Here is a 26,082-nt window from a genome sequence, read left to right on the forward strand (position 1 = left end):
TGATTTTCAAGCAATAATCAGCGCATGGCGTGCGCAACCAGCACCATGACTGCAGCCGAGGCGAGACGGGTTTTGACGTCGTCGGCACGGCTGGTCAGCACAATCGGCACGCGTGCGCCGAGCACAATCCCGGCCGAATCGGCGGCGGCAAAGTAGCTCATTTGTTTGGCCAGCATATTGCCCGATTCGATATCGGGAACGACCAGAATATCGGCTTGCCCAGCCACGGGCGAGTTGATCTTTTTGGTTTTGGCGGCGGCCATCGAGATCGCATTATCAAAGGCCAGCGGGCCATCCAGAATCGCACCGTGGATTTGCCCACGATCGGCCATTTTGCATAACAGTGCGGCGTCCATCGTCGACGGCATTTTGTCGGTGACGGTTTCCACTGCGGATAAAAGCGCCACTTTCGGGCAGGCAATGCCCAGAATATGTGCCAGATCGATGGCGTTCTGTGTGATGTCCGCTTTCGCAGCCAGCCCAGGCGCGATATTGATGGCCGCATCGGTGACTAACAGCGCACGCTCGTAGGCGGGCACGTCCATTACAAATACATGGCTGATACGCCGCGCCGTGCGCAGGCCAGTGGCCGAGCACATTACTTCGGACATCATTTCATCGGTGTGCAGACTGCCTTTCATTAGCGCTTGCGCCTCGCCAGTGCGGCAGAGTTCAACCGCTTTTTGCGCCGAATTATGGCTGTGTTCAGCGCCGACGATGCGAATGCCAAGCAGCGAAATGCCCTCGGCGGCAGCGACTGCGCGGATTTTGGCTTCGGGGCCCACCAGAATTGGAATAATCAGCTTTTCTTGCGCTGCCAGCATGGCGCTCAGTAGTGAGTCTCGATCACAAGGGTGCACCACGGCCGTCGGGATCGCGGGCAGCAGATCGGTCTTGGCGCGCAAATTGGCAAAAACATGGTGCGCGCGTAGCGTAAATTGCGGCGCTTCGGCGTATTCGCTGCGCTGGCTTGTCGTGGGGGCAAGCACATGAATCGGTCCGCTGCACAATTGTTCCCCATGCTGGTTTTCGCAGTGGGCATCCAGAATCACCAGCTTACGTGCTTCGTCCTTGCTGCTCACGGTGAGCGTGAGCGATAGGATATCGTCTTCACTAATCCAGCCATGGGCTTGCAGCTGGTGATCTTCAATCAAGGAGCCGGGGCCAGGAAAGGAGTTGATGGCGGTGGCGGTGAGAAATAAAAATATACCTATGGCAGGTACGCTCACCAAACCCTCGCTGTCTCTCTTTCCTGCCATCATACCCAGCATGTCAATATCGCTACGGCGTACCAGATGTTGGCGGTGGTATTGCTGGCCAATCTGCAGATCGGCAAAAAGCAGGTTTTCGACGCTCATGATGAAGTTATCCTTACTGGCTTTGCACGTAGGGCACACTGAGCAATAGCGAATTACATCGTGAATCCGCTCAATCCGCTGAAAGGCGCATTTGCTGCGCTCAGCGTACCCCGCCGAATTTTTAAGCGATGATATTCATGCCGCCGTCGACATAAAAGGTCGAGCCAGTTAGGCGCTTGGCGCCGTCCGAACACAGAAACGCCGCTGCTGCGCCCACGTCGTCGATATCGACCAGCTCGCGCATCGGTGCATGTTGCGAGGCCTGGGAGAGCAGGGCGTTAAATTCCGGGATGCCGCTGGCGGCGCGGGTCATAATCGGGCCGGGCGATACGGCGTGAACGCGGATTTTTTTGCTACCCAATTCATTGGCCAGGTAGCGTACGCTGGCTTCCAGCGCGGCTTTCACCGGGCCCATGACGCCGTAGTTCTGCACCACTTTTTCCGCGCCCAGATAGCTCATCGTCAGCAGCGTGCCGCCCTGATTCATCAAGGGTTCGGCCAGCTTGGCCATGCGAATGAACGAATGACAAGAGACATCCATCGCTAGCGCAAAACCGGCGGCCGAGCTATCGACCACGCGGCCATGCAAATCGTCTTTCAGCGCAAAGGCAATCGAATGTACGCCAATATCAAGGCGCCCCCAGCTTTGCTGGATTTGCGCAAAGACCGCTTCCAGATCGCCTTCTTCCTGCACATTGCATTTGAGCACAATGGCCGGCTCCAGCTCTTCGAGCAGCGGGGCGATAAAATCTTTGGTGCGCTCGGTCTGGTAGGTGATCGCCAGCTGAACGCCTTGTTCTTTAAGCGCTTTGGCAACGCCATAAGCAATCGAATTGGCATTGGCCATGCCGACGATCAGCGCGTATTTTCCTGCTAAAGCTTGGGTCATTGTGCTTGCCTCGTAATGATGATGAATCCGGGAAGCATCGCAGGCGGGTCGACGCGGGCTGTGCATTCAATGCACTGGCTGCGATGCGAAGTCTGTTTAGATGCTAGTCTTTCGCCATTTTTTGTGCAATGCAATATATTGACTTGTTTGACCAAATGCAGGAAAAAGCTGAATAAAATCAAGGTGGTAATGGTGGGTTGATCTTGTGGCATGCTCCTGATGACCGTAAAGCAAAAGGTCTCAGTCAGTGTGCATGGGGTATAGCTACAAAACCATTAATGGGATTACCTTATGGCGATATACCCTTGTCGGTATCTGGGCAGTTACAGCGCGTGCATTACGTCCGAGATTTAGGCTTGCCAGTTGGCGTGTGGCGATGAATACTTCGCCCACGTCCATGTTGAGAAATACCGTGTTTGCTGCCGCTTTTGCCGCCCTGATGGCGGAAAACCCCGCCGAGAAAATGGCCCTGCTGGCCCAGATCGACCTCGCCCAATCTGATGCCGTAGCCGATGCGCCGGCTGTGATGCCGGTCATCACGCCCGGTAGGCCAGCCAAACCGGCGCTGGTACCGCCTGCCAGCCTGCCGCGCCGCCGCAATCTGGCGCAGGCCGAAAACCGCGCCGCCTTGCTGCACGCCTTTGCGCATATCGAATTTAACGCGATCAATCTGGCGCTCGATGCCATTTACCGCTTTCGCGACATGCCTGTGCAGTATTATGCCGACTGGCTGCAAATCGCCAGAGAAGAAGCGTATCACTTCAGTTTGCTGCGCGAGCATTTGAATAGCCTGGGATTTGACTATGGCGATTTCGACGCGCACAACAGCTTATGGGAAATGGCCGTGCGCACCGATGCCGACGTGATGGCCCGCATGGCCTTGGTGCCACGGATACTGGAAGCGCGCGGGCTTGATGCCGTACCGCCAATCCGCGAAAAGCTCGCCGTAGTCAAAGACACCCGCGCCTGCGAGATTCTGGACATTATCCTGCGCGACGAAATCGGCCATGTCCGCATCGGCAATCACTGGTATTACTGGTGTTGCGAACAACGCGGCTGCGAGCCGATCGCCACTTTTGTCGCGCTCCTGCGCGACTACGACGCGCCAGTCTTTCGCGGCACGCTCAACCACCTCGCCCGGCTGGAAGCGGGTTTCACCACAGAAGAAATGGCGCTGATTGAATCGTTGAAAGCGTAATAAAGTGATCTGCCGCCATTGTCATTATTTTTCCTCGCTACCTTGTATTAAACGATACCGTGCAATATGATGTAAACACTACTACCGTTTAATACATGGTAGTGGATAAGGAGTCATATGCATCGCCATTGGCCACACCCTGCAGGAGCGTGGTGCTGATTTCACACAAAGGGAGGCGGGATGAAAACCCAGCTAAAAAAAGGCGTGCTGGAAATGTGTGTGTTGGCGGTGCTCGCGCGCGGCGATAGCTATGCGTATGAGATCGTTAGCACCTTATCGAACACGATGGACATGAGCGAAGGCACGATTTACCCACTGATGCGCCGCCTAGAAGCTGAGCAATGGGTAAGCACTTATCCCAGCCAATCGAGCAGCGGGCCAGCGCGCAAATATTATCAACTGACCGAATTAGGTCGGTTTGCGCTGCAACAAATGCAAGGGGAATGGCAGGAGTTTATCGCCGATGTTGAACAAGTCATGGGGCAGGGAAAATGAATCAACAAGAATTTATTGCACAACTTGAACGCGCATTGCGCCTATTACCTGCCGCCGAAGTGCGGGATATTGTGGCTGATTATCAGGGCTACTTTGCCGAAGCAATTGCAAACGGGCGCAGCGAGGCTGAGTTTTGCGCTGCATTGGGTTCACCATTGACATTGGCGGAAGAAATTTTGGCGCAAAGTGCGGTGCCAGCTTTGACCGAAGAATCGTTTCAAGGTTTTGAAACTGATGAGAAATCAGGCTTAAGCTGGATTTTGCATTCTTGGCGAGTATTTAAACTGGCGCCTGTACTATTTATGGGTTTAGGAGTAATTGCAGGTGGATTCCAGCTACTGATTGGAAAAACGACCTATTCTGCGATACTTTCACCTTTTGTTGGCCAGATTATTGCTGCCTTGATTTATGCTACGGCTTGGCGTTTTGAAACAAAGCGCAAGATTGACTTTGGCGCAGACGATCAGCAATTTAGCAGGGTAGTGCTTCGCTTTTTGGGTTTGGCAACGTTATTGGCGGTGTCTGGCTTTTTGCATGATGCAATCAGCGATCTGATTGCGGGTCGGCCAATTGCTATGACCTTGGTTGAGGTGCCAAATGCTGCCGAGGCATGGTTTGGCATTATTTGGATGGGCACCGTAGGTACTTTACTTTGGTTTACTTCAGTGCTGATTGTGCTTCAGAATCAGTCGATTTGGCGTGCAATCCAGCTTAGCGTTAAGGCTGTGTTGCGCTACTGGCGTCAAATACTAGCCATTTTTTTCTGGTTATTTTTGATTGTGATTGCCTTAGTGGTGTTGGGTTGGATGTTTATAAAAATGGCTGAAGCCATTACAAACGTTAAGTTGCCAGCTGAAATTTGGGAGGCAGAATTCTATCGAGTGACGCTGGTGAGTTGGGGGACTGCGATTTTATTTTTACTGCCTTATAGCGCTTGGGCTGCCATCTTCCGCGATGGCTCGATGAGAACTGAAGTCCGCCAGTCTTAAAATTAAACCGCACAAAAAAACAAAAACCGACCTGCGTGGTCGGTTTTTTTATTGGGGCAATCTATTAGGGTATTGCCATCTGGCTAAATCTCATATTGGTCTACAGCGATATACCCTAGGTGTTTATTTCTGCGCGACTTTCTCGCCGACGCCGTCATTCCAGTCGTAATGGCCTTTCCAGGCGTTGTAAACCAGATTTGGGTATTCTGCTTTGCCCAGGCTGCCGTTGTAGCGGCCGAGGGCGCGGAAGAGGTCGCCATTTTCGATATTCAGATAGTGACGCAAGATCGAGCAGCCGTAGCGCAGATTGGTGTGCATATCAAACAGGCTTTGCTCCGGCGTGCCTATGGCGCGCTGCCAGAACGGCATCACCTGCATCAGACCGCGCGCGCCCACCGGGCTGATCGCGTAGCGGTTAAAGCGGCTTTCGATGTGAATGAGCCCGAGAACCATTTGCGGGTCGAGCCCGGCGCGGGTAGCTTCGTAGTGGATGGCGGTGAGCAATTTGCGCCGCACGAACTCGTCGGGAATACGCGATTTGAGACGCTCGGACATTTCATTCAGCCACGCTTCGCCTTCCGCTTTATTGGCAAACATCAGCCGTGGCTCGATGCGGTCGGCAATGCTGCGGCGCAGGCTACTGGCGACCGAGTCGGATAAATATTCTTCGCGCTGTGCGCCCGCATGTGCGGCCTGGCCTAGCAGGGCTAGCATCAGCAGCGGAGGGAGTAAAAACTTCAACATATTGAAATACTTGCCGGAGATCGAGCTGTAATTTTCGCCGCAGAACGGAGTAGGGTCAATGTTTGCGGTGATGAATCGTCGCTTTATCCGCGCCAGCGGCGCCGCTTGGGCAGGCTGGCGCTTGATCGGGCGCTCGATTGCTGCCATATTCGCCGCTGCGCTCCCTTTGATTTGCACCATGAATAAACAAACCCGCCATACCTTTTATGCCCGGCTGGCCGAGCTGGACCCGAATCCAACCACCGAGTTGAACTACACGACGCCGTTTGAATTGCTCACGGCGGTGTTGCTGTCGGCGCAGGCGACCGATGTCGGCGTGAATAAGGCGACGAAGATTTTATTTCCGGTCGCCAATACCCCCCAGGGGATTCTGGCGCTAGGGCAGGAAGGGCTTGAGTCCTATATCAATACCATCGGTTTGTATCGCAGCAAGGCCAAGCATTTGCTCGAAACCTGCCGCATCCTGATCGAGCAACACGGCGGCGAGGTGCCGCGCGATCGCGAGAGCCTGGAGGCGCTGCCCGGCGTGGGGCGAAAAACGGCGAATGTGGTGCTCAATACCGCGTTCGGCGTGCCAACGATTGCCGTCGATACGCATATTTTCCGTCTGGGTAATCGCACTGGGCTGGCACCAGGCAAGGATGTTCGCGAAGTCGAAGATAAGCTACTGAAAGTCACGCCAAAGGAATTTATGCTCAATGCGCATCATTGGCTGATTCTGCATGGCCGCTATGTGTGCAAGGCGCGCAAACCGGAATGCTGGCGCTGTGTGGTCAACGATGTGTGTGATTACCGCAGCAAAACGCTCACGCCGCCGCCGGGGCGATAGCGAGAATCAGCGCTGGCTGCTTTATTCTTCGAGCAGGCAGTTGAAAATATAGTGCTCGATCACCAGCCTTGCGCTTGGCTCCAATGGATCAAACTCAACGCCGTATTGAGCCGTGATCGCGGGCGGGTCGATATGGCAGTTGCGTACTTTGCCGCTGATGATCATGGTGTGATCTTCGCCTGCGGCGGGCAGGCGCATGGCGATATTGAGCTGTTGCTCGGCTTCCAGCTTTAATTTGGCGCCTTCCAGCATGGCGCCGGTGGCCGACAGATTGGTGATTTTGGCTGGCGTCTGCTTTAAGCCCTCGGCGCTGATGCTGACGATCAGATTGCTATTGACCCGAAAACTGTTGCGTAACTGGTGGATTTCCAGCTTGTCCGGCCAGCTTAAATGCAGATAGGGGAACGGCGTAAAGCAGACTTTTTCCACCAGTCCCTGAAAGCTCACCACATCTTTGCCAGCGATGGCTTTGACCTTGAGTGATTCGCCTTCGCGAAACGGCAAAATCGCGCCTTGGGCGTTGAGCGTGCTGATCAGTACGCCGCTTTTTTCCAGCCAGCCTATCAGTTTGACCGAGGCTTTGGGTTTGAGCGGATCGCCCAGCGATTGCACATGCAGCGTTGCGTTCGGCTGCAGCTTCACCTGAGCCAGGTGCCGGGCGCTGCGCACAGGTTTGGCTGGCGCTTCAATCACGTCCTGCGGAATGATGCTGCTGGGGTTCAGGCTGGGCGCAGGGCGCGGTTTGCGTGTGGCCGCCTGCCACAGCGGGTTGCGAAACAGGCCTTGCTCACAAATCTGGGCCAGCTGCTTCTCGTTCTGGATAATTTGCCCTTCCCTGAGCAAGAGTTGGTGCTGCCCATCGTAAATCGGATAGCTTAAAGGCACGCCGATTTGCAAATCCTGCTTGCGCACGGGCTGAAGGGCGGAGTTGGTCATGTTGTACAGATCGCTCAAAAGGATATAGTGGTTGTAATCCAATTCTTACTACGCGCCAAGTATCAGCCGACCTGCGTTGCAGTTTGCCGACGTGTTAACATTTCCGGCTTCGCCTGATACAAAGTTGTGCCCAGATGTTGCATCTACTCAATGCCCCCCAACGCGCTGCTGTGCAGTATTTATCCGGCCCCTGTCTAGTGCTGGCTGGCGCGGGTTCGGGCAAAACGCGCGTGATTACGCAAAAGATTGCCTACCTGATCGAAACAGCCGGCATGGATGCGCGCAATATCGCGGCGATTACCTTTACCAATAAAGCCGCGCGCGAGATGCAAGAGCGGGTGGCCACCTTGCTGCCGCCCGAGCGTCTGCGTGGGCTCACTGTGTCGACCTTTCACAGTCTGGGCATGAAAATCCTGCGCGAAGAAGCGCCACACTTGGGCTACAAGCCCAAGTTTTCGATTCTGGATTCGGCCGATGCCAATAAAATCATTGCCGATCAGTTGGTCACCACCGACAAGGCGCTGATACGCCAAACGGCCAGCCATATTTCAATGCTGAAAAATGACCGCATCTCGCCGGATAAGGCAATGGCGATGGCTACCTCCGAGGGCGAATTGCAATTGGCCAAAATTTACCGCGCCTACCAAGACACGCTATTTGCGTATCAGGCGGTGGATTTTGACGATCTGATTCGTTTGCCGGTCGATTTGTTTGAAGACAATGAAGAAGTATTAAAGAAATGGCGCAATAAGCTGCGCTATCTACTGATCGACGAATACCAAGACACCAACACCACACAGTATCAACTAGTAAAGTTGCTCACCGACATCACCGGCTATTTCACCGCCGTGGGCGACGACGACCAGAGTATTTATGCCTGGCGCGGTGCTAACGTTGAAAATCTGAATCTGCTGAAAACGGATTTTCCAAAACTCGAAGTGATTAAGCTCGAGCAAAACTACCGCTCGGTGGCGCGCATCTTGCGCTGCGCCAACGCGGTGATTGGCCATAACCCCAAATTATTCGAGAAAAAACTGTGGTCCGAGCTGGGCGAGGGTGATCTGATCAAGGTGGTGGAAACCAAGAGCGACGAAGACGAAGCCAAATGCGTGGCCGATCGTTTGCGCCAGCATATGCTGCTTAATCGTACTTCGTATAAAGATTACGCGATTTTGTATCGCGGCAACTTTCAGGCGCGCATCGTTGAGGCGCAGCTACGCAATGACAAGATTCCCTATGTAATGGCCGCGGGCGAGAGCTTTTTTGATCGCGCCGAGATTAAAGACATCCTGGCTTACCTGCGTTTGATCGCGAATGAGAATGACGATCCGGCATTTATCCGCGCCGTTACCACGCCCAAACGCGGCATCGGCAATGTGACATTAGAAAAACTAGGGGCATATGCTGCTAGCCGGCAGATTTCCTTGTTTGCAGCGGTATACGAGGAGGGGTTTATTCACCAGATTCAAGCTGCGCAAAATGACATGCTGCACACCTTCTGTCTGTTCATTGGCAAACTGCAAGCGCGCGCCGAGCGCGAACCGGCAGGGCAACTCTTGCAAGAGCTATTGGGTGCGATTGATTACGAAGCCTGGCTGTACGAGACCGAAGAGCAAAAACCGGCCGAGAATAAATGGAAGAGTATTCTTGATCTGGCTGGCTGGATAAATAAGAAAGGCGAAGAAGATGGCAAGAGTCTGATCGAGATCGTGCAGACGATCGCGATTATCACGATGCTCGAAGGACGCGACGAAGAAGAAGTCGATGCGGTGCGGCTGTCGACGTTGCACGCCAGCAAAGGCCTAGAGTACCCACACGTATTCTTAATTGGTTGCGAAGAAGATATCTTGCCGCACCAAAACTCGATCGAATCAGGCATGGTCGAAGAAGAGCGCCGCCTGATGTACGTGGGCATCACCCGCGCGCAACGTAGCCTGACGATTACCTATTGCAGCAAGCGCCGTCGCTCCGGTGAATGGCAAATTACTCGCCCGAGCCGCTTTCTGGATGAAATGTCAGTCGGCGATGTGCACTTTAGCGGTCGCCTATCTGAAAAATACGCACCAACCGCCGAAATTAAAAAAGAACACGCCAGCCGCGCTGCAATGTTAATGGGTAGCTTGAACGCACTGATTCCTTCGGCCAAGCGCTAATCAAGTACCGTTTTACCCCTATTTATTCAGAAAACTCAGCCCGCGCCAGCGGGCTGAGTGCTTTTCGAATCTGGTTTTGCTCGGTTTGAGTGTTCTGTTTCGTTGTTTCTGCCCACTGCGCGCAATTTTTGCTGGTTTTTCCGCGTTTTGCTGAGCGTTTCGCTGGTGCTGTTGTTTGTCTTTCTGCGCTTTTTGCCAAAATAATTCGATTTTCGTTTCCTTTCCGATCAATCACTTAGCACCTTTGTTGGATTTTCTTCGCCGATAGGTGTTGACGACTTCTAGGGGCGTGGGTATAGTTCGGCCTCTCTGCTGATGACGCAGCGAAACGAAGTAGTCGTTTCTCTGGTTGTTCAGCCCGATCTTTAACAAATTACAGCCGATGAGTGTGAGTGCTTGATTCGTAAGTCAAATCAAGTGCTTGCACTCAATTGAAAAGAAAATTGAAAGACAAATTCTTCGGAATTTATCTCGCAGTTTCTTTGAGTATTGAAGTACAAGCCAAGTAGTACATTTAGCTTAGAGATTAAACGAAAGAGTTTGATCCTGGCTCAGATTGAACGCTGGCGGCATGCTTTACACATGCAAGTCGAACGGCAGCACGGACTTCGGTCTGGTGGCGAGTGGCGAACGGGTGAGTAATACATCGGAACGTACCCAGTAATGGGGGATAACTATCCGAAAGGATAGCTAATACCGCATACGCCCTACGGGGGAAAGAGGGGGATCGCAAGACCTCTTGTTATTGGAGCGGCCGATGGCTGATTAGCTAGTTGGTGAGGTAAAGGCTCACCAAGGCGACGATCAGTAGCGGGTCTTAGAGGACGATCCGCCACACTGGAACTGAGACACGGTCCAGACTCCTACGGGAGGCAGCAGTGGGGAATCTTGGACAATGGGCGCAAGCCTGATCCAGCAATGCCGCGTGCGTGAAGAAGGCCTTCGGGTTGTAAAGCGCTTTTGTCAGGGAGCAAATCCTTGTGGCTAATACCCACCGGGGATGAGAGTACCTGAAGAATAAGGACCGGCTAACTACGTGCCAGCAGCCGCGGTAATACGTAGGGTCCAAGCGTTAATCGGAATTACTGGGCGTAAAGCGTGCGCAGGTGGTTTGTTAAGCACGATGTGAAATCCCCGAGCTCAACTTGGGAATTGCATTGTGAACTGGCTAACTAGAGTACGGCAGAGGGGGGTGGAATTCCACGTGTAGCAGTGAAATGCGTAGAGATGTGGAGGAACACCGATGGCGAAGGCAACCCCCTGGGCTGATACTGACACTCATGCACGAAAGCGTGGGGAGCAAACAGGATTAGATACCCTGGTAGTCCACGCCCTAAACGATGTCAACTAGTTGTTGGGCTTTTCGGAGCTTAGTAACGCAGCTAACGCGTGAAGTTGACCGCCTGGGGAGTACGGTCGCAAGACTAAAACTCAAAGGAATTGACGGGGGCCCGCACAAGCGGTGGATGATGTGGATTAATTCGATGCAACGCGAAAAACCTTACCTGGTCTTGACATGTACGGAATCCTTGAGAGATCGAGGAGTGCCTTCGGGAACCGTAACACAGGTGCTGCATGGCTGTCGTCAGCTCGTGTCGTGAGATGTTGGGTTAAGTCCCGCAACGAGCGCAACCCTTGCCACTAGTTGCTACCATTCAGTTGAGCACTTTAGTGGGACTGCCGGTGACAAACCGGAGGAAGGTGGGGATGACGTCAAGTCCTCATGGCCCTTATGACCAGGGCTTCACACGTCATACAATGGTCGGTACAGAGGGTCGCTAACCCGCGAGGGGGTGCCAATCTCACAAAACCGATCGTAGTCCGGATTGCACTCTGCAACTCGAGTGCATGAAGTCGGAATCGCTAGTAATCGCGGATCAGCATGTCGCGGTGAATACGTTCCCGGGCCTTGTACACACCGCCCGTCACACCATGGGAGTGGGTTTCACCAGAAGTAGGTAGGCTAACCGCAAGGAGGCCGCTTACCACGGTGGGATTCATGACTGGGGTGAAGTCGTAACAAGGTAGCCGTAGGGGAACCTGCGGCTGGATCACCTCCTTTCAAGAGAAAGACCTGCGGGTCAAGTACTCACACTCATCGGCTGTAGATTTTGAAGATACAGAGAAAGTAGCTGAGCAATGAAGCAATTCATTGTTGGGTTACGGACTTGGTTGGAAGCTGGGTCAGTAGCTCAGTCGGTTAGAGCACCGTCTTGATAAGGCGGGGGTCGCTGGTTCGATTCCAGCTTGACCCACCATTGATTCATCAGTGGAAACAGCTTAGTAATGCCAGATTGGGGGATTAGCTCAGTTGGGAGAGCACCTGCTTTGCAAGCAGGGGGTCGTCGGTTCGATCCCGTCATCCTCCACCAATCAAACTGTGAGGTGTTAGGCGTGAAGAGTAAGGTGTAAAACCTGTTCCAAACTAGCTTAAACGAGATATCACAATTGAAGCAATTAACACCGTTAGTTGTTTGAATTCTGATTTCTTAAATCAGCGGCGATTTAATTGGCTGTATCGTTCTTTAACAAAATAGAAGAAGTAATATCTCCTAATTAAACAATGTAGGAGTGAAGTTGGGTTTGAGGTTTACGCCTCACGCCTTACGCCTCACTCCTTACAGTATGAAATTGGGTTGATTGTATCTGCTAGTCGAAAGACTAGCCGTTGAATAGCCTGAGAAACTATTCAACAAGTCGTAAATACCGATACTCTAAACCGAGATCACGGTAAAACGTGTTTGAGGTTATAGGATCAAGCGAATAAGTGCATCTGGTGGATGCCTTGGCGATGATAGGCGACGAAGGACGTGATAGCCTGCGATAAGCGTGGGGGAGCTGGCAAAGTGCTTTGATCCCACGATTTCCGAATGGGGAAACCCGGCCCTTTTGGGTCATCCTTGACTGAATACATAGGTCATGTGAAGCGAACGCGGTGAACTGAAACATCTAAGTAACCGCAGGAAAAGAAATCAACCGAGATTCCCAAAGTAGTGGCGAGCGAAATGGGAAGAGCCTGTACGTGATAGCAGTCGTGTTAATAGAAGGCAATGGAAAGTGCCGCCATAGTGGGTGATAGCCCCGTATATGAAAACACAATTGTGGTACTAAGCGTACGAGAAGTAGGGCGGGACACGAGAAATCCTGTTTGAAGATGGGGGGACCATCCTCCAAGGCTAAATACTCATCATCGACCGATAGTGAACCAGTACCGTGAGGGAAAGGCGAAAAGAACCCCGGGAGGGGAGTGAAATAGAACCTGAAACCGGATGCATACAAACAGTGGGAGCAGACTTGTTCTGTGACTGCGTACCTTTTGTATAATGGGTCAGCGACTTACGTTCAGTAGCAAGCTTAACCAAATAGGGGAGGCGTAGGGAAACCGAGTCCGAATAGGGCGCACAGTTGCTGGGCGTAGACCCGAAACCAAGTGATCTAGCCATGGCCAGGATGAAGGTGCGGTAACACGCACTGGAGGTCCGAACCCACTGACGTTGCAAAGTCAGGGGATGAGCTGTGGCTAGGGGTGAAAGGCTAAACAAACTTGGAAATAGCTGGTTCTCCTCGAAAACTATTTAGGTAGTGCCTCATGTATCACTGACGGGGGTAAAGCACTGTTATGGCTAGGGGGTCATCGCGACTTACCAAACCATGGCAAACTCTGAATACCGTCAAGTGCGAGCATGGGAGACAGTCCTGGGGTGCTAACGTCCTGGGACAAGAGGGAAACAACCCAGACCGCCGTCTAAGGTCCCAAATGATCAATTAAGTGGAAAACGAGGTGGGAAGGCATAGACAGCCAGGATGTTGGCTTAGAAGCAGCCATCATTTAAAGAAAGCGTAATAGCTCACTGGTCGAGTCGTCCTGCGCGGAAGATGTAACGGGGCTCAAATTGATAACCGAAGACGCGGATATGTACGATGTACATATGGTAGAGGAGCGTTCTGTAAGCCTGTGAAGGTGTCTTGAGAAGGATGCTGGAGGTATCAGAAGTGCGAATGCTGACATGAGTAGCGATAAAGGGGTGAAAAGCCCCCTCACCGAAAACCCCAGGTTTCCTGCGCAACGTTCATCGGCGCAGGGTGAGTCGGCCCCTAAGGCGAGGCAGAAATGCGTAGTCGATGGGAAACAGGTTAATATTCCTGTACTTGGTATTAGTGCGATGTGGGGACGGAGAAGGTTACCTCAGCCAACGGTTGGAAGAGTTGGTTTAAGTGTGTAGGCGTGTGGCTTAGGCAAATCCGGGCTGCTTTAACGCTGAGGCATGATGACGAGTCTACTTGTAGACGAAGTGAGCGATACCCTGCTTCCAAGAAAAGCCACTAAGCTTCAGCTAATATCGAACCGTACCGCAAACCGACACAGGTGGGTAGGATGAGAATTCTAAGGTGCTTGAGAGAACTCGGGAGAAGGAACTCGGCAAATTGACACCGTAACTTCGGGAGAAGGTGTGCCTCTAGTAGGTGAAGGTGTACAACCGGAGCTAAATGAGGCCGCAGAGAAATGAGGGCTGCGACTGTTTATCAAAAACACAGCACTGTGCTAACACGAAAGTGGATGTATACGGTGTGACGCCTGCCCGGTGCTGGAAGATTAAATGATGGGGTGCAAGCTCTTGATTGAAGTCCCAGTAAACGGCGGCCGTAACTATAACGGTCCTAAGGTAGCGAAATTCCTTGTCGGGTAAGTTCCGACCCGCACGAATGGCGTAACGATGGCCCTACTGTCTCCTCCCGAGACTCAGCGAAGTTGAAGTGTTTGTGAAGATGCAATCTCCCCGCTGCTAGACGGAAAGACCCCGTGAACCTTTACTGTAGCTTTGCATTGGACTTTGAAGTGGTTTGTGTAGGATAGGTGGGAGGCTTTGAAGCTGGAACGCTAGTTTCAGTGGAGCCGTCCTTGAAATACCACCCTGACCCCTTTGAGGTTCTAACCTTGGTCCGTTATCCGGATCGGGGACCGTGCATGGTAGGCAGTTTGACTGGGGCGGTCTCCTCCCAAATTGTAACGGAGGAGCTCGAAGGTCGCCTAGGTACGGTCGGACATCGTACTGATAGTGTAATGGCAAAAGGCGGCTTAACTGCGAGACCGACAAGTCGAGCAGGTGCGAAAGCAGGACATAGTGATCCGGTGGTTCTGAATGGAAGGGCCATCGCTCAACGGATAAAAGGTACTCCGGGGATAACAGGCTGATTCCGCCCAAGAGTTCACATCGACGGCGGAGTTTGGCACCTCGATGTCGGCTCATCACATCCTGGGGCTGTAGCCGGTCCCAAGGGTATGGCTGTTCGCCATTTAAAGTGGTACGTGAGCTGGGTTCAAAACGTCGTGAGACAGTTTGGTCCCTATCTGCAGTGGGCGTTGGAAGTTTGAGGGGGGCTGCTCCTAGTACGAGAGGACCGGAGTGGACTGACCTCTGGTGTACCGGTTGTCACGCCAGTGGCATTGCCGGGTAGCTAAGTCGGGAATAGATAAGCGCTGAAAGCATCTAAGCGCGAAACTAGCCTCAAGATGAGACTTCCCTAGGTCTTTAAGACCTCTAAAGGATCGTTCGAGACCAGGACGTTGATAGGTCGGGTGTGGAAGCGCAGTAATGCGTTAAGCTAACCGATACTAATTGCCCGTGAGGCTTGATCCTATAACCTGAGACGCGTTATGCGATGAAGGTGCAATCGACCCGATTGCGAATTGTTGAATAAAGAGATGAACCGGAAGCATGCGAATGCGACTGATGAAAGATTACTTCTTCTATTGATTTCGAGTAGTTGTTTGAAAAAACAGCGACTCACCCAGTTTTGTCTGGTGACCATAGCGAGGTGGTCCCACTCCTTCCCATCCCGAACAGGACAGTGAAACGCCTCAGCGCCGATGATAGTGCGGATTGCCCGTGTGAAAGTAGGTCATTGCCAGACTACCCTAAGAAAGCCAGAAGCCCAGTTCGAAAGAGCTGGGCTTTTTGCTGTCTGCGAGATCAGTAGGGGATAGAGTGGGTATGTGGCTGAAGGGCATTCTAAACCTTATTTTCAGCCATATACCTCCGTTGCTTGATTTGACCATTGAGTGGCTCAATGGTGGTCTGCTCGCTCGGCTGCACGCACCAGCTTGCGAAAGACGCAACGTGTGTTGCCGGTGTGAGTAGATCAAGCAATTCATTCAATGAACGCCCAACGCTTTTTTTCCTGGGCGTGATGAGTAGACTTTCCCTCCCAGAGTGAGCATTACATATTCGCTTGGATCGGTGCCTCGCTAGATGACTTGAACTGTAACTGCCAAATTGATATAGCGGCGCAGTGGGACGAATGTCATCAAGATCCTGCTCTGGAGGTGAAAAAGAGCCTCTTGCTTACATCAAAAACACCGTGGCCAGCCCGAGGAAAATAAAGAATCCCAGGCTGTCGGTCAGTGCGGTGATCATCACCGATGAGCCGTAGGCGGGGTCGCGGCCGAATTTTTGCATCGTGAGCGGAACAAACAGGCCAACGAGTGCGGCGACCATCATATTGAGCAGCATGGCGGCGGTCATCACCAGCCCCAGATCCCACTTGCCGTACAGCGCCCATGCGATCAGGCCGAGTACGCCGCCCCAGACCACGCCGTTAATGAGCGCTATGCCCAACTCTTTGAGCAGTAACATGCGCGTGTTTGAGGTGGTGATTTGCCCGAGCGCTAGGCCGCGAATAATCAGCGTGGTTGTTTGCGTGCCGGTATTGCCGCCGATGCCCGAGACAATCGGCATCAGCGCGGCGAGCGCGACCAGATGGGCGATGGTGTCTTCAAACACGCCGATGACGCGGCTGGCGATAAAAGCCGTGCAGATATTGATGGCCAGCCACGGCCAGCGGTTTTTGACGGCCTTGCCGACGCTGGAAAACAGGTCTTCATCTTTCAGACCGGCCAGCGACAATACTTCGGCCTCGGATTCCTCGCGGATGACGTCGACCATCTGATCGACGGTGATGCGGCCGATGACTTTGTGGTTGGAATCGACGACTGGGGCAGAAACCAGATCGTAGCGCTCGAACGCTTGCGCGGCTTCACCCGCGTCGTCAAAGGGCTGGAAAATAACGACGTCGTCGGCCATTACATCCCCTACGTATTGCTCTGGATCGCTTACTAGCAGTTTATTCAGGGGCAATACCCCCTTGATGATTTCTTCATCATCGACCACAAACAATTTATCCGTATGCGTCGGCAGCTCGTCAAAACGGCGCAAATAGCGCAACACCACTTCCAGCCGCACATCGGCGCGGATGGTGACCATCTCGAAATCCATCAGCGCGCCGACCTGATCGTCGGTGTACGACATCGCCGATTGCACTTCGGCGCGATCTTCCGCGTCCAGCGTGCCAAGAACTTCGCTTTGCACTGCCTGCGGCAGATCGGGCACCAGATCGGCCAGCTCGTCGGTATCGAGCTGCCCGGCGGCGGCGACCATTTCGTGCGGTGCCATATCGGCCAGCAGCGATTCGCGCACCGCGTCGGAGACTTCGAGCAGAATCTCGCCATCGTCTTCAGCATCGACCAAACCCCAGATCGTCAGGCGATCCGCTGGCGGGAGGGCTTCCAGAATATGCGCGATGTCAGCTGGGTGTAGCGCGGCCAGCTTCATTTGCAATTCGGTCAGGTTTTGCCGGTGAACCAGCTGCTCGACCAGATCGTGTTTCGGGCCTTCCTGCTTGTGCACCATATTCTCGACCAGCTTGTGGCGCTCGAGCAGGCGGATGACTTGTTGCAAGCTTTCTTGCAGGCTTTCTTGCGGTTTGCGGCTAATCACGGTCATGGGCGAAATCCGGCTGGCGACGCCATTTTGCTTGGGCGGCGTCGCAGGTCTATTGGTGCGCTGCAGTGTAGCATGGGGGCGTGAAAGCTTTGTGATTGCGGCCTGGGTAGTTTGTCATGTCGCGCCCAGGTACTGATTGGCGGCTGGGTTGGACTTTGCCATTTTTCTGTCATATTGAGCGCCTATCATCGTGGCTTTATTGAGTTTTACACACAGGAATTGCGCAATGAAACGCTGGCTGGCACTAGGTAGCACCGCTTTGATCATGAACCCGCTGTTTGCTGCCGAGCCAGCGCCGCTGGTGCTTAATTTGCTGGGGCGTTACAGCACCGGGGTCTTTGAGAAAAGCGCGGCCGAGATTCCGGCGTTTGATCCGGCGTCCAAGCGTGCTTTTGTCGTGAATGCACAAAAAGGCGTGGTTGATGTGCTGGATTTGCGCGATCCGAACCAGCCGGTTGCGCTGGGCGAATTGTCGGCTACGGCGGTCTTGCCGCAGGCGGTGGTCAATAGCGTGGCGGTGAAGAACGGCATCGTGGCGATTGCGATTGAAGCGCCGGTAAAAACCAATCCGGGCAAGGTGGCGTTTTATCGCGCGGCAGATTTAAGCCTGATCAGCCATGTTGGCGTTGGGGCGCAACCGGATATGCTGACCTTTAGCCCGGATGGCAAAAGCGTCGTGGTGGCCAATGAAGGCGAGCCAAGCGTCGATTACCAGATCGACCCTGAAGGCTCGGTGAGTATCATCAATATCCAGAATCTGAAAAAACCAGCGGTGCGCACGGCGGATTTCCGCGCCTTCAATGGCCGCGAAAAACAGCTGCGTGACGCGGGTGTGCGCATCTACGGCCCCTACGCCAGCGCGGCGCAGGATCTGGAGCCGGAATACATCACCATTTCTGCCGACAGCAAAACGGCGTGGGTGACGCTGCAGGAGAATAACGCCCTGGCCAAGGTTGATCTCAAGCAGGCCAAGGTGAGCGATGTGCTGCCATTGGGCTTTAAAGATCATGGCGTCGAAGGTAATGGGCTGGACGTCAGTGACAAAGATAAGAAGATTAATATCCGCAGCTGGGCTGGCGTAAAAGGTATGTATCAGCCGGACAGTATTGCCAGCTATAGCGTTGCGGGCAATACCTACCTGGTGCTGGCCAACGAAGGCGATGCCCGTGCCTGGGGTGAGGACGACAAAGCCTACTGGGCGGGCGATGCCGCGAAAGGTTTTGTTGAAGAAATCCGCGTGAAACATCTGCTGCACAAGGATGGTTTTGCCGGCCAGAAAGAGCTGCCACCCCAACTGGCCAAACTGGCCAAAGGGGCGGTGCTCAATCCGGCGGTATTTGCTTACTGCGGCGCAAGCGTGCAAAGCGCAGGTGATTGTATTGATGATGAGCAGCTCGGTCGGCTGACCGTGAGCTGGACGCAGGGCTATCAGGTGGGTGACGATGGTTTGCCCAAGCTTAACGCCGAAGGCAAGCTGGTGTACGACCAGCTCTTTGCTCAGGGCGGCCGTTCATTCTCGATCCGCGATGCCAACGGCAAGCTGGTGTGGGATTCGGGTGATCAGTTCGAGCAGCAACTGGCCAAGATCGAGCCGAAGTTTTTCAACACCAATCACGGCAAAACCGCGTTTGACGATCGCAGCGACAATAAAGGCCCTGAGCCGGAAGGCTTGGCGGTTGGCCAGATTGGCGAGCGCACTTATGCCTTTATCGGTCTGGAGCGCATAAGCGGCGTTATGATGTACGACATCAGCAATCCGGCCGCGCCGACGTTTGCCGGCTACACCAGCACGCGCAACTTTGAAGCCAAAGAGCTGGCCGCAGCAGGTGATCTGGGGCCGGAAGGGCTGGCCTTTGTTGCCGAAAAAGATTCGCCCACTGGCGAGCCCTTGCTGATTGTTGGTAATGAAGTCAGCGGTACAACGGCGATTTTCTCCATCATCCAATAACGTCCTCAGTAATGTCCTAAGTCATGCCGTAGCCTGAGCCCTGTGAGGCTCAGGCTGGGTCAATTCGATTACGGGTATCTCCTGCCAGTACAGGCTGTGCAGGCTGTACTGGCGGCGAAGCCCGCTCTGCAATCGGCAAGCCTCGCCTGTATTGTTATCCCGTCTGCGCTTGAGCGTGCGCTTCACTTTATCTGCCGCCAGATCACACGCCTTGATCACCCCAGTCCGCCGTGGCTGCCGTATAATCGCGCCCATTCGCATGATTTACCTGCAAGGCGCTTTTTCCATGCTCAATGCCTTTGTCCTCTCCGCTGGCCGTTTGATTCAGGTTCCCGCTTTAGTGCCGGAAGACTTGTCGCGACCGGAAGTATTGTGGGTGGATATGGTCGATCCGACCGATGACGAACGCGAGCTGGTGCAGCGCGTGTTTCATCTGGAATTGCCCGAAGACGAAGAGCTGAAAGATTTGGAAGAATCAGCGCGCTGTTATGTGGATGACAATGGTGTGCACATCAGTTCGTTTTTTCTGACGCACACCGAAGATGAGCACCAGAACGTTACGGTGTCATTTTTGCTCAATGAAGGCCGGCTGTTAACGATCCGGCAGGAAGAGCTGGCCGTTTTCCGGCTGTTCCGGCTGCGCGCCCGTGTGCAACCGGGCTTTGTCGGCAGTGCGCAGGAGATTTTGCTGGCGATTTACGATGCGGCGGTTGAATACGACGCCGATGTGCTGGAAGAAATCTACGCCAAGCTCGACGGCGTGAGCCGCCGCGTGCTCGACCATAGCGCCGAGATGACCGATGAGCTGATGGGGCAGGCGCTGGCCGAGCTGGCGGGGCACGAAGACATTAACGGTAAAGTGCGGCTTGATTTGATGGACACGCGCCGCGCGCTGTCTTTTCTGTTGCGAAGTCGCCAACTCGCGCCAGCGCAGGAAAACGATCTGCGCGAAATTTTGCGCGATCTGGAGTCGCTGAATAATCACAGCGCGTTTTTGTTCGACAAGATCAACTTCTTGATGGACGCGGTGATGGGCTTGATTAATCTGGCGCAGAATAAAATCATCAAGATTTTCTCGATTGCCAGTGTGGTCTTCCTGCCGCCAACGCTGGTGGCCTCGATTTATGGCATGAATTTCGCGCACATGCCCGAGCTGCAATTTGCCTGGGCCTATCCGGTGGCGCTGGGTTTGATGGTATTGTCGGGCATTGCGCCTTATGTCTTTTTCAAACGCAAAGGCTGGCTGTAAGTTAGATGCTTAAGGCCATGATTTTGCTAGAGTTCTCCGGCGTGATCGGCTAGGCTAAGGTCTGTCGTGGGCACTGTGTACCCCCACCCCGAAAACACCGCCAGGTAAGCACAATGAGCGCCACCGTTCCCAACGCCGCTGAGCGAATTGCCGACATTGCCCGACGCATGTACCGTGCGCCTTCGGAAATCCTGCTGCAGGCCGAGGCTTTGCTGGCCGATAGCCACGCCTATCACGATTTGCACACCCAGGTGCACGCCTGCCTGTATCTGTCGATTATCCGCAATCAGCTGGGCATGCGTTTTGACGATTGCTCCTTGCTGTTGCAGGCGCTGGAAATCTGCGAAGCCAATGATTACCGCCTGCTTTCGGCGCAAGTGCTTGAACGGCTTGGGCGAGATCGCTATACCGGCGGGCTGTACGCCGAATCGCTGGCTTACTGGAAGCAGTGCATCGAGGTTTGTCGTGCGCTGCGCCATTGCGGACATGCGCATGTGCAGGCGTTGATTGGGCTAGGCCATGTCTGCAGCGCGTATAACGAGCATCTGCAAGCGGTTGAATTTCACCGTGCCGCGCTGCAGCTGCTCAAGCTGCATCCAGATCCGCTGATTCATGTGCGCGCCTTGCTTAGCCTCGGCTGGGATTTGTATAACGGCGGGCAAAGCGATGAAGCCGTGCAGATTCTGCACGACACCATCGAACTTAGCCGTCAGCATAATTTTGGCCATTATGTGTCCGAATCGCTGCTGCATCTGGGCACCATTCATTTAAAAGCGCGTGATCTGGCGCAGGCCGAGCTGTACTTTGAAGAATGTCTGGAGTCGATGCAGGAAACGCCGTCGCACTGGGCCGAATGCAATCTGATGGGCATGCTGGCCGAAATCCGCTTTCTGCAAGGTTCGCCCGAAATGGCGCGCGACATTATCGAGCGCGGCATCCATCTGGCGCAGCAGGACGGCATGCGGCATATCGAGGCCAAGCTCAATGCGCAGGCGGCAGGCTATTGCGCTGCGCTCAACGACAGCAGCGGCATCGAGTATTACGGCCGCCAGCTCGAGCATTTGCACGAAGAAAACGATCAGTCCTGGCATATCCCGGCAATTGATCTGAGTAATATCCGTCAGTATTTGCCGGGCTAGGTTGGTATATCCTTGTAGGCTATATTGGGATTGGTCTGTAGTGGCATACCCTTGGTTGCGGATTAAAGTCTTACGCTTGTCTTGAATTCATCCGGCTTGCCGCCATATCTATCTGAATAATCAATTGACGCTGGAGCCGCCCATGAGCGTGCCACACCTCACTACTGCATTAACCGGCCCTTTACTGGAGCTGGAACGCAAAATCCTCGCCGCGCAACCGGAAATCGAACACTGGTTCCGCAATCAGTGGCAGGAACACACGCCACCGTTTTATGGCTCGGTCGATTTGCGCAATGCAGCGTACAAACTGGCGCCGGTCGATATGAATTTGTTCCCGGGCGGGTTTAATAATCTGAACCCGGATTTTCACCCGCTGGCGGTGCAGGCGGCGATGATGGCGCTTGAGGGTTACTGTCCGGACGCTCGGCGCATTTTGCTGATCCCGGAAAACCACACCCGCAATTTGTTCTACCTGCAAAACGTCGCCGCGCTGGCCAAAATTCTGCGTCAGGCCGGCATGGTGGTGCGCATCGGCAGCATGAATCCCGAAATCACCGAGCCCACCGAGCTGGATCTGCCTGATGGCAGCAAAATGCTGCAAGAACCGGTGGTTCGCGCTGGCAATCGCGTCGGTTTGGGCGCTGATCTGAGCGAGTTCGACCCTTGTGTCGTGCTGCTGAATAATGATCTGTCTGCGGGCATTCCCGATTTACTGAAAAATATCGAGCAAACCTTATTGCCGCCGCTGCACGCGGGTTGGGCGGTGCGGCGCAAAACCGGGCATTTTGCCGCCTACGATAGAGTGGTCGCCGATTTTGCCAAGATTATTGATATTGACCCATGGCTGATCAACCCGTATTTCGAACACGTTGACGGGCTGGATTTTCACGCGCGCGAAGGCGAAGAAAAGCTCGCGGCGACGATTGATGCGATGATCAAAAAAATCGCCGCCAAATACGCCGAATACAGCATTGACCAAACGCCATTCGTGATCGTTAAAGCCAATGCCGGCACCTACGGCATGGGCATTATGAGCGTTAAATCGGGCGAAGAACTCATCGGGCTGAACCGCAAGCAGCGCAATAAAATGTCGGTGATCAAGGAAGGAGTGACCGTCCACGATGTGATTGTGCAGGAAGGCGTACCGACCTTTGAAACCATCGATGACGGCGTGGCCGAGCCGGTGGTGTATATGCTGGATCGCTTTGTGATCGGTGGCTTTTACCGCGTGCACACCGACCGTGGTATTGACGAAAATCTGAATGCGCCGGGCATGCACTTCAAACCGCTGGCTTTTGCGACGCCACTTTCCACGCCCGATTGCGATGGCTCGCCCGATTGTGAAGCAAATCGTTTCTATGCGTATGGCGTTGTGGCACGCTTGGCTTTATTGGCCGGCTCGCTGGAGCTGGAGTCTGATCCATTTGAGGGCAGCCTGTAATGCCAACGATGAATATCCTGTTTGTGGCCGACCCACTGGCCGGATTCAAGATTTACAAAGATTCGACCTACGCCATGATGCGCGAGGCGGCGGGCCGGGGGCATCAGGTCTGGGCTTGTCTGGCCGACGATTTGCGGCTGAAAAACGGCGTTGTTGAAGCGCGTGCGCAGTTGATTGGCTTTACCGAACAGCAAAATGGCCACGACTGGTATCGCATTGACGGCGAAGAGGTCATCGTGCTGCGCGATCTGGGCGCGGTGGTGATGCGTAAAGATCCGCCATTTGACCAGCAATATCTGTATGCAACTCAGCTTTTTAGCTTGGCCGAAGCGCAAGGCGCGAAAGTATTCAACCGTGGTCAGGCGCTGCGGGATTTCAATGAAAAGCTGGCGATTTTCCAGTTTTCACACTTTATCGCGCCGACCATGGTGAGCCAGAATATGGCCGATATTCGCGGCTTTGTGGCCGAGCACGGCGATGTAATCGTTAAGCCACTCGACGGCATGGGTGGGGCGGGTATCTTTCGCATCACCAGCAATGACGCCAACTTGGGCAGCATACTGGAGATGCTCAGCCACAATGGCGAACGTCTGGTGATGGCGCAAAAGTATCTGCCAGCCATCAAGGACGGCGATAAGCGCATTTTGCTGATCGACGGTGTGCCCGTTGATTGGTGTCTGGCGCGCATTCCTGCCGATGGTGAAACCCGCGGCAATCTGGCCGCTGGTGGCTCGGGTGTTGCGCGGCCGCTGACTGCAAGAGACAGGGAAATTGCCGAGGCGCTGGGCCCGCAACTGGCCGCGCAAGGTTTGCTACTGGTGGGGCTGGATGTGATTGGTGACAATCTGACCGAGGTGAATGTGACCAGCCCGACGTGTTTTCAGGAAATTACCGCCCAATCCGGGATTAATGTGGCGGGGCTGTTCATCGACGCAATTGAAAGGAAAGTGGCTTGAGTCGCTTTTTTTCCGTTCAGATCAGCCGCGGTCTTGTTCTAGCCGCGGCTTTTTTGCTCACGGCGTGCGGAAAAAGCGAGCTGTATCAGCAGGAAAGCTATGTCTTTGGTACGCGGGTGCAGATCAGTATTTATGGGCTGGACGAAGCGGTGGCGGCCAAGCACGCTGGTGCTGTGCTCGCCGAACTCGATCGCTTGCATCGCAAATTGCACGCGTGGCAGCCGTCGGAAATTACCCGCTTGAACGCGGCCATCCAACGCGGCGAGCTGACTACGGCCGATATTGAGCTGATCGAGATGCTCAAGGCCGCACAAAGCTATGCCCAGCAAAGCGATCAGCTATTTAATCCGGCGGTGGGGGGGCTGGTCGAGCTATGGGGCTTTCATCGCGATACATTTGCGCCTGTCATACCCGATGCACAATCGCTCGCTAAACTGCTGGCGGCACAACCGAGCATGGCGCAGCTGCGCATCGATCAGGCCAGCATCAGCTCGGATAATCCGGCGGTGCAGATTGATCTGGGCGGCTTTGCCAAAGGCTGGGCGCTGGATCATGCGGCCAGCTATTTGCGCCAGCAAAGGGTGCTCAATGCGCTGATCAATATTGGCGGCAATGTGCTGGCGCTGGGCAAGAAAGATCAGGAGCCTTGGACAGTGGGCTTGCAGCATCCGCGCCAACCCGAGGCGATGGCAACGATTGCGCTTAAAAGCGGTGAGGCCATTGGCACTTCGGGTGACTATCAGCGTTATTTCATGCAGGGTGGCCGTCGCCACAGCCATCTGATCGATCCGCGTACGGGGCTCAGCGCCCAAGGCATACAGGCCGTGAGCGTGATTGCGCCACCCAGCCAGTCGGCGGGCACGATTTCCGACGTGGCGACCAAGCCGATGCTGATTGGTGGTTTGGGGACGAGCTGGATGTATGCGCAGCGCTTTGGCATTCGAGATGCGCTGGTGATCGACGAAAAGGGCGATGCGTATATTTCATCAAGCCTGCAGGCGCGGATCAAATGGCTGAAAAAGCCGCCCCACGTTTATCGTTTGCGCTAAAGCAGCCTTTTCTGGCTTTGCCCTCTATGTGATCGCGAAGTGTTGCAGGCAGGTGGCTTGGCATTTTTGAAGCTGCCTGAACGCTAGAAACAGTTATATGATGCATCAATCAGGATTAATCTTTCTGCCCACAAGGTGGTAAGGCCAGAAAAAGGAAGTATTTGGGCATGGTAGGCATAATCATAGTCACCCACTATTCCATGGGTGAGGCTTTGATGACATGTGCGCAGCACATCATGGGGCGTCCATTGCCCAATCTGGGGCAACTGGCCGTCAGCAAGGCCGACGACCCCGACGAGGTATTGAGTCGGGCGCAAGCATTAATCCAGGAGCTGGACGATGGCTCGGGCGTGTTGCTGCTGACCGATATTTACGGTGGTACGCCATCGAATGTGGCTAATCGCCTGATTTGTGCCGGACGCATTGAAGCGGTCGCCGGGGTCAATCTGCCCATGCTGGTGCGCGCACTGTCGTATAGCCATCAATCACTTGAAATTGCAGTGAGTAAGGCGATTACAGGTGGGCTTGAAGGTGTTTTGTATATGTTACCCGGCAATCCGTCGTAATTAGGAAATAGAACCATGCCGCAACAAGAAGTTGAAATCGTCAATAAACTGGGCTTGCATGCCAGGGCTTCGAGCAAATTTACCCAGCTGGCCAGCCAATATCAGTGTGAAGTGTGGGTGAGCCGCAATCAGAAGCGTGTGAATGCCAAATCGATCATGGGCGTGATGATGCTGGCCGCAGGCAAGGGCAGCAAAATCGTGATCGATACCAGCAATGCACCCGACGAGCAGGTTGCGCTTGATGCGCTGGTCGCGCTGGTGGCCGACAAATTTGGCGAAGGCGAATAAAAAAAACCGGTGATCGCGGCCATAAGAGCCAGCGACACCTTTGGCAGCTTGCTGGCAGTTAGTACGCAAATATT

At 54.0% G+C, this 26,082-nt stretch carries 19 protein-coding genes, 2 tRNA genes and 3 rRNA genes; 18 read left to right on the forward strand and 6 right to left on the reverse strand.

The window, feature by feature from the left end:
- Positions 1 to 17 precede the first annotated feature (17 nt).
- Positions 18 to 1,358, reverse strand: coding sequence for a bifunctional enoyl-CoA hydratase/phosphate acetyltransferase (locus tag ABHF33_RS08625; RefSeq protein ID WP_348943590.1), 1,341 nt, complete (start codon positions 1,356 to 1,358; stop codon positions 18 to 20).
- Between the two features lie 121 nt (positions 1,359 to 1,479).
- A complete protein-coding gene (fabI, locus tag ABHF33_RS08630; protein ID WP_348943591.1) occupies positions 1,480 to 2,247 on the reverse strand; it encodes an enoyl-ACP reductase FabI in 768 nt (255 codons plus the stop codon).
- 400 nt (positions 2,248 to 2,647) lie between these two features.
- On the opposite strand from fabI, the gene ABHF33_RS08635 reads away from it, so the two are divergent.
- From ABHF33_RS08635 to ABHF33_RS08645, 3 genes are all read left to right on the forward strand, one after another.
- Positions 2,648 to 3,445, forward strand: a complete 798-nt coding sequence (locus ABHF33_RS08635; protein WP_432803978.1) for a ferritin-like domain-containing protein — start codon at positions 2,648 to 2,650, stop codon at positions 3,443 to 3,445.
- Positions 3,446 to 3,625: 180 nt separating this feature from the next.
- A complete protein-coding gene (locus ABHF33_RS08640; protein ID WP_348943593.1) occupies positions 3,626 to 3,940 on the forward strand; it encodes a PadR family transcriptional regulator in 315 nt (104 codons plus the stop codon).
- A complete protein-coding gene (locus ABHF33_RS08645; protein WP_348943594.1) occupies positions 3,937 to 4,929 on the forward strand; it encodes an HAAS signaling domain-containing protein in 993 nt (330 codons plus the stop codon). Before ABHF33_RS08640 ends, ABHF33_RS08645 begins: the two co-directional genes overlap by 4 nt.
- Before the next feature lie 123 nt (positions 4,930 to 5,052).
- Here ABHF33_RS08645 and ABHF33_RS08650 read toward each other — a convergent pair whose 3' ends face one another.
- The gene (locus tag ABHF33_RS08650; RefSeq protein WP_348946620.1) at positions 5,053 to 5,673 is read right to left on the reverse strand and encodes a lytic transglycosylase domain-containing protein; all 621 of its coding nucleotides are present in this window, start codon (positions 5,671 to 5,673) and stop codon (positions 5,053 to 5,055) included.
- Between the two features lie 178 nt (positions 5,674 to 5,851).
- Between ABHF33_RS08650 and nth the strand changes: the two genes are divergently transcribed.
- Entirely contained in the window at positions 5,852 to 6,502 is a 651-nt protein-coding gene (gene nth / locus ABHF33_RS08655) for an endonuclease III (protein WP_348943595.1), read from the forward strand.
- 21 nt (positions 6,503 to 6,523) lie between these two features.
- Here the strand turns inward: nth and ABHF33_RS08660 are convergent, their stop codons facing one another.
- Positions 6,524 to 7,438: a flagellar brake protein gene (locus ABHF33_RS08660; protein WP_348943596.1), complete on the reverse strand. Its 915-nt coding sequence runs from the start codon at positions 7,436 to 7,438 to the stop codon at positions 6,524 to 6,526.
- A gap of 134 nt (positions 7,439 to 7,572) precedes the next feature.
- On the opposite strand from ABHF33_RS08660, the gene ABHF33_RS08665 reads away from it, so the two are divergent.
- Positions 7,573 to 9,591, forward strand: coding sequence for a UvrD-helicase domain-containing protein (locus ABHF33_RS08665; protein ID WP_348943597.1), 2,019 nt, complete (start codon positions 7,573 to 7,575; stop codon positions 9,589 to 9,591).
- A gap of 22 nt (positions 9,592 to 9,613) precedes the next feature.
- On the opposite strand, the gene ABHF33_RS08670 is transcribed toward ABHF33_RS08665, so the two are convergent.
- Positions 9,614 to 9,826: a hypothetical protein gene (locus ABHF33_RS08670; RefSeq protein ID WP_348943598.1), complete on the reverse strand. Its 213-nt coding sequence runs from the start codon at positions 9,824 to 9,826 to the stop codon at positions 9,614 to 9,616.
- A gap of 293 nt (positions 9,827 to 10,119) precedes the next feature.
- Between ABHF33_RS08670 and ABHF33_RS08675 the strand changes: the two genes are divergently transcribed.
- The 5 genes from ABHF33_RS08675 (at position 10,120) to rrf (ending at position 15,504) form a co-directional block, all read left to right on the forward strand.
- A 16S ribosomal RNA gene (locus ABHF33_RS08675) occupies positions 10,120 to 11,653 on the forward strand.
- 119 nt (positions 11,654 to 11,772) lie between these two features.
- Positions 11,773 to 11,849 (forward strand) — tRNA-Ile (locus tag ABHF33_RS08680).
- Between the two features lie 38 nt (positions 11,850 to 11,887).
- A tRNA-Ala gene (locus ABHF33_RS08685) sits at positions 11,888 to 11,963 on the forward strand.
- A 381-nt stretch (positions 11,964 to 12,344) separates the two neighbouring features.
- Positions 12,345 to 15,230 (forward strand): 23S ribosomal RNA (locus ABHF33_RS08690).
- Between the two features lie 160 nt (positions 15,231 to 15,390).
- Positions 15,391 to 15,504 (forward strand): 5S ribosomal RNA (rrf, locus tag ABHF33_RS08695).
- The 16S, 23S and 5S rRNA genes sit together here with 2 tRNA genes alongside, the layout of an rRNA operon.
- A gap of 431 nt (positions 15,505 to 15,935) precedes the next feature.
- Here rrf and mgtE read toward each other — a convergent pair.
- Positions 15,936 to 17,372, reverse strand: coding sequence for a magnesium transporter (gene mgtE / locus ABHF33_RS08700; protein ID WP_348943599.1), 1,437 nt, complete (start codon positions 17,370 to 17,372; stop codon positions 15,936 to 15,938).
- A 226-nt stretch (positions 17,373 to 17,598) separates the two neighbouring features.
- Here mgtE and ABHF33_RS08705 point away from each other — a divergent pair, with 226 nt between their 5' ends.
- The 8 genes from ABHF33_RS08705 to ABHF33_RS08740 all read left to right on the forward strand — a co-directional run bounded on the left by ABHF33_RS08705 (position 17,599) and on the right by ABHF33_RS08740 (position 26,008).
- The gene (locus tag ABHF33_RS08705) at positions 17,599 to 19,320 is read left to right on the forward strand and encodes a choice-of-anchor I family protein (RefSeq protein WP_348943600.1); all 1,722 of its coding nucleotides are present in this window, start codon (positions 17,599 to 17,601) and stop codon (positions 19,318 to 19,320) included.
- A 259-nt stretch (positions 19,321 to 19,579) separates the two neighbouring features.
- Positions 19,580 to 20,569, forward strand: a complete 990-nt coding sequence (gene corA / locus ABHF33_RS08710; protein WP_348943601.1) for a magnesium/cobalt transporter CorA — start codon at positions 19,580 to 19,582, stop codon at positions 20,567 to 20,569.
- A 113-nt stretch (positions 20,570 to 20,682) separates the two neighbouring features.
- On the forward strand, positions 20,683 to 21,708 hold the full coding sequence (locus ABHF33_RS08715; RefSeq protein WP_348943602.1) for a tetratricopeptide repeat protein: 1,026 nt from the start codon (positions 20,683 to 20,685) through the stop codon (positions 21,706 to 21,708).
- Between the two features lie 142 nt (positions 21,709 to 21,850).
- The gene (gene gshA / locus ABHF33_RS08720) at positions 21,851 to 23,149 is read left to right on the forward strand and encodes a glutamate--cysteine ligase (protein WP_348943603.1); all 1,299 of its coding nucleotides are present in this window, start codon (positions 21,851 to 21,853) and stop codon (positions 23,147 to 23,149) included.
- Between the two features lie 8 nt (positions 23,150 to 23,157).
- The gene (gene gshB, locus ABHF33_RS08725) at positions 23,158 to 24,105 is read left to right on the forward strand and encodes a glutathione synthase (RefSeq protein WP_348946621.1); all 948 of its coding nucleotides are present in this window, start codon (positions 23,158 to 23,160) and stop codon (positions 24,103 to 24,105) included.
- Positions 24,102 to 25,154, forward strand: coding sequence for an FAD:protein FMN transferase (locus tag ABHF33_RS08730; protein WP_348943604.1), 1,053 nt, complete (start codon positions 24,102 to 24,104; stop codon positions 25,152 to 25,154). Before gshB ends, ABHF33_RS08730 begins: the two co-directional genes overlap by 4 nt.
- A gap of 167 nt (positions 25,155 to 25,321) precedes the next feature.
- Complete coding sequence (locus ABHF33_RS08735) at positions 25,322 to 25,720, forward strand: PTS sugar transporter subunit IIA (RefSeq protein WP_348943605.1); 399 nt, start codon at positions 25,322 to 25,324, stop codon at positions 25,718 to 25,720.
- Between the two features lie 15 nt (positions 25,721 to 25,735).
- Positions 25,736 to 26,008, forward strand: coding sequence for an HPr family phosphocarrier protein (locus tag ABHF33_RS08740; protein WP_157670770.1), 273 nt, complete (start codon positions 25,736 to 25,738; stop codon positions 26,006 to 26,008).
- Positions 26,009 to 26,082 lie beyond the last annotated feature (74 nt).

It is taken from the genome of Chitinibacter sp. FCG-7, from assembly GCF_040047665.1.
Classification (GTDB): domain Bacteria; phylum Pseudomonadota; class Gammaproteobacteria; order Burkholderiales; family Chitinibacteraceae; genus Chitinibacter; species Chitinibacter mangrovi.